Origin of the sequence: Pantoea sp. CFSAN033090, assembly GCF_001264395.1 — a bacterium.
Taxonomy (GTDB): domain Bacteria; phylum Pseudomonadota; class Gammaproteobacteria; order Enterobacterales; family Enterobacteriaceae; genus Pantoea; species Pantoea agglomerans.
The window spans coordinates 20,885-34,690 of record NZ_LGYX01000031.1 but is presented as its reverse complement, the minus strand read 5'-3'; the positions used below and the strand labels follow the sequence as shown (position 1 = coordinate 34,690).

15 protein-coding genes are annotated in these 13,806 nt (G+C 57.1%); 4 read left to right on the top strand and 11 right to left on the bottom strand.

What is annotated here, in order from left to right; translation table 11 throughout:
• Positions 1-63: 63 nt before the first annotated feature.
• Complete coding sequence (cueR, locus tag AFL22_RS21055) at positions 64-468, top strand: Cu(I)-responsive transcriptional regulator (protein ID WP_010259067.1); 405 nt, start codon at positions 64-66, stop codon at positions 466-468.
• Here cueR and AFL22_RS21050 read toward each other — a convergent pair.
• The 7 genes from AFL22_RS21050 to tesA form a co-directional block, all read right to left on the bottom strand.
• Positions 456-902: an NfeD family protein gene (locus AFL22_RS21050; protein WP_010671234.1), complete on the bottom strand. Its 447-nt coding sequence runs from the start codon at positions 900-902 to the stop codon at positions 456-458. The genes cueR and AFL22_RS21050 overlap by 13 nt on opposite strands.
• Positions 902-1,816, bottom strand: coding sequence for an SPFH domain-containing protein (locus tag AFL22_RS21045; protein WP_010259065.1), 915 nt, complete (start codon positions 1,814-1,816; stop codon positions 902-904). Before AFL22_RS21045 ends, AFL22_RS21050 begins: the two co-directional genes overlap by 1 nt.
• Before the next feature lie 58 nt (positions 1,817-1,874).
• On the bottom strand, positions 1,875-2,732 hold the full coding sequence (locus AFL22_RS21040; protein WP_022626096.1) for a co-chaperone YbbN: 858 nt from the start codon (positions 2,730-2,732) through the stop codon (positions 1,875-1,877).
• A 79-nt stretch (positions 2,733-2,811) separates the two neighbouring features.
• Positions 2,812-3,585, bottom strand: coding sequence for an SDR family oxidoreductase (locus AFL22_RS21035; protein ID WP_022626095.1), 774 nt, complete (start codon positions 3,583-3,585; stop codon positions 2,812-2,814).
• A gap of 186 nt (positions 3,586-3,771) precedes the next feature.
• Positions 3,772-4,221, bottom strand: a complete 450-nt coding sequence (locus tag AFL22_RS21030) for a lysozyme inhibitor LprI family protein (protein WP_022626094.1) — start codon at positions 4,219-4,221, stop codon at positions 3,772-3,774.
• Complete coding sequence (locus AFL22_RS21025; protein WP_052272119.1) at positions 4,218-5,138, bottom strand: peptidoglycan-binding protein; 921 nt, start codon at positions 5,136-5,138, stop codon at positions 4,218-4,220. Before AFL22_RS21025 ends, AFL22_RS21030 begins: the two co-directional genes overlap by 4 nt.
• A gap of 267 nt (positions 5,139-5,405) precedes the next feature.
• Positions 5,406-6,032: a multifunctional acyl-CoA thioesterase I/protease I/lysophospholipase L1 gene (tesA, locus tag AFL22_RS21020; protein WP_010671236.1), complete on the bottom strand. Its 627-nt coding sequence runs from the start codon at positions 6,030-6,032 to the stop codon at positions 5,406-5,408.
• Between tesA and ybbA the strand changes: the two genes are divergently transcribed.
• Both ybbA and ybbP read left to right on the top strand, forming a co-directional pair.
• The gene (ybbA, locus tag AFL22_RS21015) at positions 6,000-6,686 is read left to right on the top strand and encodes a putative ABC transporter ATP-binding protein YbbA (protein ID WP_010259059.1); all 687 of its coding nucleotides are present in this window, start codon (positions 6,000-6,002) and stop codon (positions 6,684-6,686) included. The two genes, tesA and ybbA, sit on opposite strands and share 33 nt — an antisense overlap.
• Complete coding sequence (gene ybbP / locus AFL22_RS21010) at positions 6,683-9,100, top strand: putative ABC transporter permease subunit YbbP (RefSeq protein WP_052272118.1); 2,418 nt, start codon at positions 6,683-6,685, stop codon at positions 9,098-9,100. The genes ybbA and ybbP overlap by 4 nt, the downstream gene beginning before the upstream one ends.
• Positions 9,101-9,272: 172 nt before the next feature.
• Here the strand turns inward: ybbP and purK are convergent, their stop codons facing one another.
• The 4 genes from purK to ppiB all read right to left on the bottom strand — a co-directional run bounded on the left by purK (position 9,273) and on the right by ppiB (position 12,182).
• Positions 9,273-10,337, bottom strand: coding sequence for a 5-(carboxyamino)imidazole ribonucleotide synthase (gene purK, locus AFL22_RS21005; protein WP_052272117.1), 1,065 nt, complete (start codon positions 10,335-10,337; stop codon positions 9,273-9,275).
• Complete coding sequence (purE, locus tag AFL22_RS21000; RefSeq protein WP_010259054.1) at positions 10,334-10,840, bottom strand: 5-(carboxyamino)imidazole ribonucleotide mutase; 507 nt, start codon at positions 10,838-10,840, stop codon at positions 10,334-10,336. Before purE ends, purK begins: the two co-directional genes overlap by 4 nt.
• A gap of 131 nt (positions 10,841-10,971) precedes the next feature.
• Entirely contained in the window at positions 10,972-11,688 is a 717-nt protein-coding gene (lpxH, locus tag AFL22_RS20995; RefSeq protein ID WP_033766656.1) for a UDP-2,3-diacylglucosamine diphosphatase, read from the bottom strand.
• Complete coding sequence (ppiB, locus tag AFL22_RS20990) at positions 11,688-12,182, bottom strand: peptidylprolyl isomerase B (RefSeq protein ID WP_033756818.1); 495 nt, start codon at positions 12,180-12,182, stop codon at positions 11,688-11,690. The genes lpxH and ppiB overlap by 1 nt, the downstream gene beginning before the upstream one ends.
• A gap of 212 nt (positions 12,183-12,394) precedes the next feature.
• Between ppiB and cysS the strand changes: the two genes are divergently transcribed.
• Positions 12,395-13,780, top strand: a complete 1,386-nt coding sequence (gene cysS / locus AFL22_RS20985) for a cysteine--tRNA ligase (protein WP_010259051.1) — start codon at positions 12,395-12,397, stop codon at positions 13,778-13,780.
• Positions 13,781-13,806: the final 26 nt, after the last annotated feature.

Sequence of the window (13,806 nt, the reverse complement as noted above, 5' to 3'; positions counted from 1 at the left end):
GGTCATTTTCGATTCATGCTTAAGCATAAACCTTCCATCAAGGGGAAGGTCAAGGGGACGAAAATGAACATCAGCGATGTGGCAAAAAAGACCGGGCTGACCAGCAAGGCGATACGTTTTTACGAAGAGAAGGGGGTGGTGACGCCGCCGTTGCGCAGTGAAAATGGCTACCGCAGCTACAACGGACACCATCTTGAGGAGCTGAACCTGTTACGTCAGGCGCGACAGGTTGGCTTCACGCTGGATGAGTGTCGTGAGCTGGTGGCGCTGTTTAACAATCCGTCGCGCCACAGTGCCGATGTAAAAGCCCGTACTCTGCAGAAAGCGGATGAAATTGCGGCGCATATTGAAGAGCTGCACGTCATGCGGGCTCGCCTGCTGGCGCTGGCAGAGGCCTGTCCCGGCGATGACGGCGCCGAATGTCCGATTATCAACAATCTGGCCGGGTGCTGCGGTCAGCGTGGCTGAATACGCAGCGTAATCCCTTCAATGCCGGTTACGACCACTGCTGTGCCCGCAGGCAGATCCTGCTCCGCCTCGACCCGCCAGCTGCTGTCCCCGATCCGCACATGGCCGGTGCGGTTATGCAGCGCGGTATCCAGCGTCAGCTGCAACCCGATCATCTGACTGCCGCGCTGGTTCAGGGCATTGGGTTTCTGACGCGCTTCACGGTGGCGCATCCAGCGATACCATAAAAAGACGCAGATCAGCGTCAGCACGGCAAACAGAGAGCCCTGCGCCGTCCAGCTTACCGGCACAAACCACTCAATGAGGCCGACGATGACCGCCGCCAGCCCGCTCCAGAGCAGGTAACCGCTGGTGCCCAGCATCTCAGCCGCCAGCAGTAACCCACCCAGCGTCAGCCAGAACCAGTGCGGATGCGCGATAATATCGACCAGCATCAGCGTTTCGACTCAGTGCGTGATTCCTTCAGCAGTTCACCGATGCCCGCAATCGAACCCAGCAGACTGCTTGCCTCCAGCGGCATCATCACCACTTTGCTGTTATTAGCTTCACCGATTTTTTGCAGCGCATCGGTATATTTCTGCGCCACAAAGTAGTTAATGGCCTGAATATCACCTGATGCGATCGCTTCCGAGACCATCTTAGTGGCGTTAGCTTCCGCTTCCGCCTGACGTTCGCGCGCTTCTGCCTGCAGGAACGCCGAGGTCCGTTCACCTTCTGCTTTGAGGATTTGCGACTGCTTATCCCCTTCAGCGCGCAGGATCGCCGCCTGTCGCACCCCTTCGGCTGTCAGAATATCGGCGCGTTTAGTTCGCTCCGCTTTCATCTGCGCATTCATCGCGCCAATCAGCTCCTGCGGCGGACGCACATCGCGGATCTCGATGCGGGTGATCTTGACGCCCCACGGATTGGTCGCTTCATCCACGATATGCAGCAGGCGGGTGTTGATGCTGTCGCGCTGTGACAGCATTTCGTCCAGCTCCATGCTGCCAAGCACGGTACGCATATTGGTCATGGTGAGGTTAAGAATCGCCTGCTCAAGATTGCTGACTTCATACGCGGCACGCGCCGGGTCAACGACCTGAATAAAGCAGACTGCATCGATGGTGACGTTGGCATTGTCTTTGGAGATGATCTCCTGCGAGGGAATATCGAGTACCTGTTCCATCATGTTGATCTTACGACCCACACGATCCATGAACGGCACCACCAGGCTTAATCCTGGCTGCAGGGTGCGGGTATAACGGCCAAAGCGCTCAACCGTCCATTGAAAACCTTGTGGCACGATCTTGACGGTGGCCCAGACCGCCACCAGCGCCAGAATAATCAGGGCAGGAATTACAGTTATCATACAACCTCCGCGTTGTCAGATTAACGGGCCGAGTCGCTTCGGCCCGGGGTGCTGCCGCTTAGTAGAGCAGGGAATAGAGCTGACGGCGATAACGCGCGGCAAGTGCATCGCCGGTACCCAGCGCCGCCAGAATCTCCTGCAGCATTTTACGCGCCTGGCCATCAGCGGCATTGAGATCGGATTTCAGGAAGCTGAACAGCAGTTCCAGTGCTTCTTCATTACGACCCACCTGATGGAGCTGTAACGAGAGTTTAGCAGCCAGCCCGGCGTTAGTCGGGTCAGCCTCCAGCTGGGATTGCAGCTGCTGAATCTCCGGCGTATCCGCTGCCTGTTTCAGCAGATCGATCTGCGCCATCAGGCTCTGATAGCGGGTATCCTGATCCTGCAATGGCACCACTTTCAGCACCGCTTCCGCTTCATCGCTGCGGTTCAGGGTAATCAGTACGTCAGCCAGCAGGAAACCGATCTCGCTGGACTGATTGCTCAGCTGCCACGCATCTTTTAACAACGGCAGCGCCTCCAGCGGTTTACCTTCCTGCATCAGCGCCATCGCCTGCTGCGCTTTCAGCTCTTCTTCGCGCGGCAGGACTTTTTCCAGCAGGGCGCGGATCGCTTCTTCCGGCTGCGGTCCCTGGAAGCCATCAACCGGCTGACCATCCTGGAACAGATAGACGGTCGGGATTGAACGCAGACCAAACTGCGACGCCACCCTTTGCTCTTTGTCGCAATCCAGTTTTGCGAGAATAAACTGACCCGCGTACTCCTGCGCCAGGCGCTCCAGCACGGGCGTCAGCTCCTGACAGTGCTGGCTGCGCTCAGACCAGAAGTAGAACAGCACCGGCAGCTGCATCGACTGCTCAAGGGTCTGCTGCAGGTTAGATTCGTTGATGTCGATGATAGAAGCTTGTGGTGACATGGATAAGTCTCTTTGCAAAAAGTGTTCTAAGAATATGGGGCCAACTGGCCCGGCTTCAAGCGCTATTGCGCATGGCTGATTAATGGCTGCGCAAAATGCGATCCAGCATCCAGCCGGGCAGTAACCGTTTCAGCAGGCTCATTATGTGTGCGACCAGTGTCACCGGATAGCGTAAACGCGGATGTTTACTCTCGAGTGCATGACGAAGTTTAGGCAGAATGGCTTCTGGTGGCAGAGTAAAACGTGCCGCGATGCCGGGGTTACGCACCGGGTTATGCTGTTCGCCCTGCGTCACATTGTCGGTAAAACGGGTCTGAATCGGACCCGGTTCAATCAGGCTGACCCGGATGCCGCGGCTGCGCACTTCAAGCCGCAATGCATCGCTCCAGGCTTCCAGCGCATATTTACTGGCGGCATAGGCACCCCGGCCTGGTGTGGAGATCAGCCCCAGCACCGAGCTGGTATTAATAATGCGGCCGTCGCCGCTGGCCTGCAATGCCGGTAACAGACGCAGTGTCAGCTGATGGACGCCGAAAAAGTTGCTGGAAAACTGCTGTTCCAGCTGCTGGCGGGAGAGGGTGTGCAGCGGGCCATAGAGACCAAATCCGGCGTTGTTAAACAGCGCCGTCAGACGGTTATCGCAGAGCGCGAGCACTGTGTCGGCGGCCTGATCCACACTTTGCGGATCGTCGAGATCCAGTTGCAGCCCGGTAAAGCCCAGTGTTTCCATGCGGGCGACATCCTCTGCTTTACGGCAGGCGGCGATCACCCGGTAACCCCGCGCCAGTAAATCGTGAGCGGCAACCAGGCCAATACCGCTCGAACAACCTGTAATCAGAATGGTTTTTTGCACAAATTCACGCCCTTGAATAAGATTTAATAATCAATAAGTTAAGTTATGTTCGTTAATGATTTTATGTTGTGGATTGACAGTTTGTCGCCCGCACCGGCTGACAGAACGGGCGGTAAACGGGGCTATACAGCCCCGCAAAAAATGCCCGATTTCAGATTTTACGTCTGAGCAGTGAGACCAGTGTGCTTAATTGACGGGTGGCAGTCCCATTTGTGTGATTTCAGCAGAATGGTTTTTGTTCAGATTAATTTGGCACTGGTCGATATATGACTGGTAGTCGTATGCGTCCTCGTTAAGCTCTGTAGCTACAGACAGGCAAAGTTGAGTCCGGTAATCCTTCCATTTTTTTTGCGCATCCAGAAAGCGCCGAGAGTAAACGTCTCCGGACGTTTCTTTGCTGGACTCTTTTCCATTAAAAGGGCCGACATTGTTGGCTTTGATTCTCTTAACTGTATCCGCTATTAGCGCATCCAGCGCTTTATTGCTGTTGTCTCTTTTGGCAGACAGACAGTTATATGCAGTTGGTATGTCTTCATTCTGTTTGAAGCAGGCGTTACGTTCTGGCCCTGATGATAATTCAGCCTGCGCCATAGCAGGTGCAATAAGAGCAACCATTAGAATTAAGACTTTTTTCACTGTAGATACCTTATTCTGTTTCTGTGGTTTTCGTAGGTCATGTATGTAGGACTACTTTTAATATGGGCTATTAATGCGGGCTTACCTTCAATTGCGGCCTGAAACAGTGCCCTGGCATTGTGAACACCCTGATAGAAAATATCGGTTACGACATCTCGAATTTTGGGGTCTAACTGTTCCCATGCTGGGGCGGAAGGCATGGATTGTGCTATTCGCCGATAAAGGTTAAGGGCTTCGTTCCGTTTAACCCTGTACGCAATTTCAAAAAGTCGGATTTGTTGAGTGTGGTTTATCTCGCCGACCAACGGACCATAAACCTTAACAAACTGTTCTGCGTGCCGCCCTTTCAGGCCAGCTGCTTTAGAGCACAAAACGGCTTTATATTCTTCAATCCCAGCTTGCCTTAGTGTGGAGTAGATTTCACCAGCAGATCTACTGCCCATATCATAGCCTCGACCAAGTGTAACCCCCGAAAAACTCGTGGGCGGCCATTGAAGAATGCGTGAAAAATTGGGATAGCGGCGCTGTTTGAAGGGCTCCACGGCGGTTATATAGTCGGTGCCTTCGGCGTCAAAAGTAATTTGTCCCTGGCTGACTCGTAAGGGGCCAGAGGTATTAGAAGGCCGCCAGCCAGGTGTGGTTGCTTCACTTATTGCCCTGATAAACCATGTGTCGGTTGGCTGAACCAATCCACTCGGCGAGAGATTCAGCAACCGCTGATACCAGCGTATAGCTTCAGTGGTGGCAGTATCGCATTGTCCATTTGTTGGGAGCCTGCGACCCGTTGCGAACTGATAGCCAGCATCATTTATCATGCGTTGAATTGATTTAACTTCATTGGGATTGTTGGTTCCACAAGCGCCGACAGATGAAGTCAGGCGAAATATGCGGGGGTCGTGATAGCGGTGATAGGGCATATACATTCCTTTGCAGCTAAAATTCCGTGCAGAAATATTAACCAGTTGGAGAGGGTAACGCCAACTTATATGCGACTGTTAAAATGCTAATTTAAGATGCATTAAAGTGAATTTTAAGGAACGGCGGAATTATCTTTTCGCATTGATATTGTTTAGAGAGTAAGCCTGGACACTTAGAGATGGCAAAGCGGTCGAAAATCTCCGTCGCCACCTTGCCGTTATTTAGTGCTTTTGCATTTCTTTACCCTTTTTGCGCATCCCTGCGCGCTACGGCTGCTTAACTAAGGGGGCCAGGTCTTTTGCCATTAACTGGGCGATAAAAGGCTGGGCATCAGGATTAGGATGAATGCCATCCTGCTGCATCCACTCGGGTTTCAGATAAACCTGTTCCATGAAAAAGGGCACCAGAGGAATGTTATGCTGCTGCGCTAATCCGGGATAGATGCCGCTGAACGCTTCGGTGTAGCGGCGGCCATAGTTGGCAGGCAGACGAATCTGCATCAGCAGCGGCTTCGCATTGGCGGCTTTAACATCGTCGATAACTTTACTCAGATTCTGCGCGATAGCGTCGGGCGGGAAACCGCGCAAACCATCGTTACCGCCCAATTCGATTAACACCCATTGCGGCTGATGCTGTTTTAATAGTGCGGGCAGGCGCGCCAGCCCCTGTGCAGCCGTATCACCGCTGATACTGGCGTTGATTACTTTAGGTTTTTGCTGCCACTGCTTATCAAGCAGGCTGGGCCAGGCCGCAGTGGCAGACATGCGATAGCCCGCACTCAGGCTGTCGCCCAGCACCATCAGCGTATCTGCAGCAGCAAGACGCGACACCAGCAGAAGAATCAATAACAGGAAGGGATAATGCCAGCGGAAAACATTGTTGAAGTTCATCATCTTACTAAGTCCGTCGGTCAGGGAGAGCATCAGTTAACCATCCTTACCGGAGTTGAGTTGGTTGTCAAACCAGCTGAGACCATTGCGCTGATTGGCGAGTCCGGCTCCGGCAAGTCAACCCTGCTCGGAATTCTGGCCGGGCTGGACGATGGCAGCAGTGGCGAAGTCCATCTGCTGGGGCAGCCGCTGCACCAGATGAACGAAGAGCAGCGTGCGGCCCTGCGTGCCCGGCAGGTCGGCTTTGTATTCCAGTCATTTATGCTGGTGCCAACCCTGAATGCCCAGGAGAATGTGCAGCTGCCATCGCTGCTGCGCGGCGACAGCGATCGCCAGAGCCGTGAACAGGCGAGAGAGCTTCTGACGCTGCTCGGACTGGGTGAACGTCTGCATCATCTGCCCGCCCAGCTTTCAGGCGGCGAGCAGCAGCGCGTGGCGCTGGCCCGCGCCTTCAGTGGCCGTCCTGGTCTGCTGTTTGCCGATGAGCCTACCGGTAATCTCGATCGTAAAACCGGTGACCGCATTGCCGATCTGCTGTTTTCCCTTAACCGCGATTTCGCCACCACGCTGATTCTGGTGACGCATGACGAGCAACTGGCGGCGCGCTGCGATCGTCGCCTGCGGCTGCGCGACGGTAAATTGTGGGAGGAGCAATGATCTGGCGCTGGTTCTGGCGCGAGTGGCGTTCGCCCTCGCTGCTGATTGTCTGGCTTGCGCTGACGCTGGCGGTGGCCTGCGTGCTGGCGCTGGGGTCGATCAGCGATCGCATGGAAAAAGGGCTGAATCAGCAGAGCCGTGATTTTATGGCCGGCGACCGTACGCTGCGCAGCAGTGATGCAGCGCCAGAAGCCTGGCTGGCAAAAGCGGCTGAAACCGGTCTGACGGTGAGCCGTCAGCTGACCTTTATGACCATGACCTTTGCCGATCAGTCACCGCAGCTTGCCTCAGTAAAAGCGGTGGACGATCGCTACCCGATGTTTGGCACGCTGCAGACGCAGCCGCCGGGGCTGAGGCCGCAGGCGGGTACCGCGCTGGCCGCACCGCGCCTGATGGCGCTGCTGAACCTGAAAGTGGGCGACACGCTGGAAGTGGGTGACACCCAGCTGCGCATCAGCGGCGAGGTGATCCAGGAGCCGGATGGCGGCTTTAACCCGTTTGAGATGGCGCCGCGTCTGCTGATCAATCTGGCGGATGCCGCCAAAACCGGTGCGATTCAGCCAGGCAGTCGCATCACCTGGCGCTATAAGTTTACCGGTAATCCCGATCAGCTGGCCAGCTATGACCGCTGGATTGAACCGCAGCTGAAGGCGGACCAGCGCTGGATCAGCGTGGAGAACTCGGAAGATGCACTGGGCCGTTCGATGCAGCGCGCGCAGCAGTTCCTGCTGCTCTCGGCCTTGCTGACGCTGATGCTGGCGATTGCGGCCGTGGCGGTCGCCATGAGCCACTATTGCCGCAGCCGCTACGATCTGGTGGCGGTGCTGAAAACCCTGGGTGCGACGCACGGCGCGTTGCAGCGGCTGATCATCGGTCAGTGGCTGGCGGTTCTGCTGCTGGCGGCGATTGCCGGTGGCCTGGTGGGGCAGGGCGTTGAAGCGATCCTGATGGCGATGCTGAAACCCGTGCTGCCTGCCAGCTTACCGGCGGCCAGCGTCTGGCCATGGATCTGGGCGGTGGGATCGCTGTTTGTGATTTCGCTGCTGGTGGGTCTGCGTTCCTATCGTCTGCTGCTGGCGACGCAGCCGCTGCGGGTGTTGCGGCGCGATGCGGTGGCGAACCTCTGGCCGCTGAAGATCTATATTCCGGTGATGATTGCTGTTGTGGTGACGCTGTTAGCGCTGCTGGTTGGCGGCAGTAAAATGCTCTGGGCGCTGCTGGCGGGTGTGGTGGTGCTGGCGGGATTGCTGGCACTACTCGGCTGGGGAACCCTGCTGCTGCTGCGTCGGCTGGTAGTGCGCAACCTGGCGTTACGACTGGCGATCAACCGGCTGCTGCGCCAGCCCGGCATGACGCTGAGCCAGCTTGCGGCCTTTTCGCTGTCGTTCATGCTGCTGGCGCTGCTGCTGGTAATGCGTGGCGATCTGCTGGATCGCTGGCAGCAGCAGTTACCGGCGGATAGCCCGAACTTCTTCCTGCTGAACATGACGGCAGATCAGGTGCCGCAGGTGCGTGATTTCCTGCAGTCGCATCAGATCACGCCCGGGACCTTTTACCCGATTGCGCGGGTGCGGCTCAGTGAACTCAACGGCAAACCGGCCGATCCGAAGCTGGATAATGCCCTGAACCGTGAGCTCAACCTGACGGAACTGGCCGATCGCCCGGATCATAATCCGCTGGTGGCAGGCAACTGGCCACCCAAAGCGGGTGAAGTGTCGATGGAAGTGGAGCTGGCCGATCGGCTGGGGCTGAAGCTCGGCGATACCCTGACGTTCGACGGCGATACGCAGACCTTCAGCGCGCGCATTACCAGTTTGCGTAAAGTGGACTGGGAAAGCCTGAAGCCGAACTTCTTCTTTATCTTCCCGCCGGGCGCGCTCGACAGCCAGCCGCAGACCTGGCTCACCAGCTTCCGCATGGAGGCGAATCCTGTTCTGCTGGCGCAGCTTAACCGTGCTTTTCCGGCGCTAAGTCTGCTGGATATCGGCAGCATAATGCGGCAGATCGGCCAGGTGCTGGCGCAGGTCAGCCAGGCGCTGGAGATCATGGTGGTGCTGGTGACCGCCTGCGGCGTGTTGCTGCTGCTGGCGCAGATTCAGGTCGGTATGCGCCAGCGGCGTCAGGAGCTGGTGGTCTATCGCACGCTGGGTGCCGGTAAACGCCTGCTGCGCACGACGCTGTGGTGTGAGTTTGCATTGCTCGGCGTGGTCTCCGGCGTGGCGGCGGCGATGGGGGCAGAAGCGGCACTGTGGGGATTACAGACTAAGATTTTCGACTTCCCGTGGCAGCCTGACTGGACCCTGTGGCTGGCGCTGCCGTTGTGTGGCGCACTGCTGTTATCGCTGTGCGGTGGCTGGCTGGGGATCCGATTACTGAAAGGGAAGGCGCTGTTCAGGAAGTTTGATGCGGCGTAAGGCAGGGCTGGAATAAGGCGGCACCAGGCCGCCTTTGACCTTGATCCCGATCGCACCCGTTACCGGCGTCTGAATCTGTCTAACCGGTGTCGACCCTGGCTCACCGGCGTATACGTCCATCACATTAACCTTCTGAGCCGCCTGATAAAGGCATTATCAGGCGGTGCGGGGATTACAGTTTTTCAACCGCCCAGGCGATGCCGCTGGCGTACGCTTCCGGTAGCTGCGTCACCAGCGCATTAAGGGCAGCCCTGAGCCGCTCTGTATCACTGTCGGTCAGGTTCAGATGGCCCACTTTACGACCCGGACGCACTTCTTTGTCATACCAGTGCAGATGCACCAGCGGCTGCTGCAGCCAGCTGAGATTCACGTCAGTGCCAATCAGATTGACCATCGCCGACGGCGCAAACACCACCGGCTGTGGTAATGCCAGACCAAGAATGGCGCGCAGATGCAGCTCAAACTGGCTGATCGACGCACCGTTCTGCGTCCAGTGCCCACTGTTATGGACGCGCGGCGCCAGCTCATTGATCAGCAATCCGTCTGGCGTAACGAAACACTCCATCGCCATTACGCCGACGTAGTTCAGTTCCTGCATGATCGCGCTCAGCATCGCTTCAGCCTGCTGCTGCTGTGCCTGATCCGCCTGCGGCAGCGCGACGCTGGTGCGCAGAATGCCATCCTGATGCAGGTTATGCGTCAGCGGATAGAACACCACCTGGCCATCGTGACCGCGCGCCCCCACCAGTGAGACTTCACCGGAAAAGTTGATGCCCTGCTCAACGATGCATTCGCCGTAGCACGCCTCCGGCAGGGTGTGAGTCTCATCGGCACGCAGACGCCACTGACCCCGGCCGTCGTAACCGCCGGTGCGGCTTTTCACAATCGCTAATTCGCCCAGCGAGTCGAACACCGCTGGCCATTCGCTTTTATCCGCCAGCAACTGCCACGGCGCGGTGGCCAGTCCCAGCTGATCCAGCAGCTGTTTCTGCGTCAGACGATCCGCCAGACGCGGAAAGATATCGCGGTTAACAAAGGCCGGATGGCTGGCCAGTTCACGCGTCAGCGCCGTCTCCGGCCACCGTTCGATTTCGGCGGTGATCACGCTGTCGGCGATAGGGAGCGCGGTGGGATCGGCGTCTAAGCCCACCGGATACACCGCGATGCCCAGGGGTTCACCCGCCTGACGCAGCATACGACCTAACTGGCCGTTGCCCAGTACGCAAACCGGCTTCATGCATCCACCCGCGGATCGGGATGGTTCAGCACCTCATCGGTCTGGCTCTGACGCCAGGTGGTCAGGCGTAACGCCAGCGCACTGTCATGCAGCGCCAGAATCTGCGCCGCCAGCAGCGCGGCATTGGCTGCGCCCGCCTTGCCAATCGCCAGCGTACCAACCGGAATACCGCGCGGCATCTGCACAATCGAATAGAGGCTATCGACGCCGCTCAGTGCTGCGCTCTGCACCGGCACACCCAGCACCGGCACCAGCGTTTTTGCCGCCAGCATACCCGGCAGATGTGCCGCGCCACCTGCGCCAGCAATAATCACCTGAAGACCCTTGTCGGCTGCCGTTTCGGCGAAGCTGAACAGTTTATCCGGGGTGCGGTGCGCAGAGACCACTTCAACATCAAAAGGGACGTCCAGGCTGGAGAGGATTTCAGCGGCGAACTGCATGGTGGCCCAGTCACTTCTGGAACCCATAACAATGGCGATGCGGGCCGGGGCGTTGGATGACATGGGGTCAACTCCTGTGAATGAACAAACAGACCTGGCCGGGCGGACAGGTTTTGAAGGGCACCGAGAATAGCATGAGAAGCACGCAAGGAAAACGGTTGCGTCGGGCTTAAGGTCGTGGATTTAACCGCAGATTAAAAGTCGAAATGGATAAGCTGAATGCCACTGGCGTCGAGCTGGATCATGGAACCCCGGCTGTGCCAGGCACCCAGCACCGCGCGTTGCGCCGTTTCACCCTGCAGGCTCAGCGTATGAATCGCCGGGCGATGAGTGTGGCCGTGAATTAACAGCGGCACCTGCTGGCGCAGCATAGTGGCGACGACCGCTTCCTGATTCACATCCATGATGGTCTGGGATTTATGCTGGTTGGCCTGTTTACTGTCGGCGCGCATCCGGGCGGCAATACGTTTACGTATCCACAACGGCAACGCGAGAAACAGCCGCTGGATCCAGGGATTATGCACTTTGGCCCGAAAACGCAGGTAACCCGCATCGTCGGTACAGAGCGTATCGCCGTGCATGATCAGCAACCGATGGCCGTAGAGCGTCAGCACCTGCTCTTCCGGCAGCAGCGTCATGCCGCAAGCCTGCGCGAAGCGTCGGCCAATCAGGAAGTCGCGATTGCCATGGATAAAGTAAACCGGAACCGGCAGGGCGCGCAGGGCGCGGGCAACCTGCTGATGCAGCGGATTGGGATCGTCGTCGCCAATCCAGGCTTCAAACAGATCGCCGAGAATATAGAGCGCGTCGCAGTGGGGCGCTTCGCGCTGTAAAAAATGCAGAAAACCGGCGGTAATCGCCGGTTCTTCCTGACACAGATGGAGATCTGCGATAAACAGCGTGCGCGACATTACTCGCTGACGGTCACTTTCTGGATAACGACGTCGTCTTTTGGCACATCCTGGTGCATGCCGCTGCGGCCGGTAGAGACCGCTTTGATCTTCTCGACCACATCCATACCTTCAACCACTTCAGCGAACACGCAGTAGCCCCAGCCCTGAACGCTTTCGTCACGGAAGTTCAGGAAGTCGTTGTCAGCTACGTTGATGAAAAACTGTGCGGTCGCAGAGTGCGGCGCAGAGGTACGTGCCATTGCCAGCGTACCTTTGGTGTTTTTCAGGCCATTGCTGGCTTCGTTCTGAATTTCGTCTTTAGTTTCTTTCTGCTTCATGCCCGGCTCGAAGCCGCCGCCCTGAATCATAAAGCCGTTGATTACGCGGTGGAAAATGGTGTTGTCGTAAAAACCTTCACGGCAGTAATCCAGGAAGTTCTTTACGGTTGCCGGCGCTTTATCATCGAAAGTTTTGATTACGATATCGCCATGGTTCGTCTGGAAAGTTACCATTTTTGTCGTCCTGTAAAGGTTGTCATCAGTTGCTGAGGTCGCTCTGTCGATGGGCGTCCCCCTTTTTGTCGACCGTTCTTATATCATAATTTCCAATGACGCGTCAGCAGCGCGGCGCAGTTGGCTTGCTTTGCGTCGCGCGAGCGATAAAAATACGGCACAATGTCTGGATACTTAAAAGTGCCAACCACACGCGAAAACGGAACCGTTCAATGCTTAAGATTTATAACACCCTGAGTCGACAGAAAGAGGAATTCAAACCCATTCATGCCGGTAAAATCGGGATGTATGTTTGCGGCATCACGGTGTATGACCTCTGTCACATTGGTCATGGGCGGACGTTCGTGGCGTTTGACGTGGTGGCGCGCTACCTGCGTTACCTCGGTTATCAGCTTAATTATGTACGTAACATCACCGATATTGATGACAAAATCATCAGGCGCGCCAACGAAAACGGCGAGAGCATCGAAACTCTGACTAACCGCATGATTGGCGAGATGCACAATGACTTCGCCGCGCTGGGGATTCTGCCGCCCGATGAGGAGCCGCGCGCTACCCGTCACATCGCTGAGATTATCGAGCTGGTGGAAACACTGATCGCTCGCGGTCACGCTTATGTGGCGGACAATGGCGACGTGATGTTCGATGTGCTCAGCGACACCGATTACGGCGCGCTGTCGCGTCAGGATCTGGAGCAGTTGCAGGCGGGCGCGCGTGTTGAAGTCGCCGACGTGAAGCGCAACCCGATGGACTTCGTGCTGTGGAAAATGTCCAAAGCGGATGAGCCAGCCTGGTCATCGCCGTGGGGCAACGGTCGTCCCGGCTGGCACATCGAGTGCTCGGCAATGAACTGCAAACAGCTGGGCACCCATTTCGATATCCACGGCGGCGGCTCCGATCTGATGTTCCCGCACCATGAAAACGAAATCGCTCAGTCGAGCTGCGCCCATGACGGTCCTTACGTCAACTACTGGATGCACTCCGGCATGGTGATGGTTGACCGCGAGAAGATGTCCAAATCGCTCGGTAACTTCTTCACCGTGCGTGACGTGCTGCAACATTATGATGCGGAGACGGTGCGTTACTTCCTGATGTCCGGTCACTATCGCAGCCAGCTTAACTACGGCGAAGATAACCTGAATCAGGCGCGTGCGGCGCTGGAGCGTCTCTATACGGCACTGCGTCACACCGACAGCAGCGTGCCTGCCCACGGCGGCGAAGCGTTCGAAGCGCGGTTCCGCAGCGCGATGGATGATGATTTCAACACTCCGGAAGCCTATTCGGTGCTGTTCGACATGGCGCGAGAAGTGAACCGCCTGAAAAGTGAAGATGGCGCTTCAGCGCACGGGCTGGCGTCGAAGCTGCGCGAGATGGCCAACGTGCTGGGCATTCTGCAGCAGGACCCTGAGTTGTTCCTGCAAAGCGGCGCGCAGGTCAATGACGAAGAGGTTGCCGAGATTGAGCACTGGGTTAAAGCCCGTGCCGATGCGCGCGCCGCCAAAGCCTGGGCGGAAGCGGACATCGCGCGCGACAAGCTTAACGCGCTGGGTGTCATCGTCGAGGATGGGCCGCAGGGCTCCAGCTGGCGTCGAAAATAAACCGGAGAGGGCGAGCAATCGCCCTT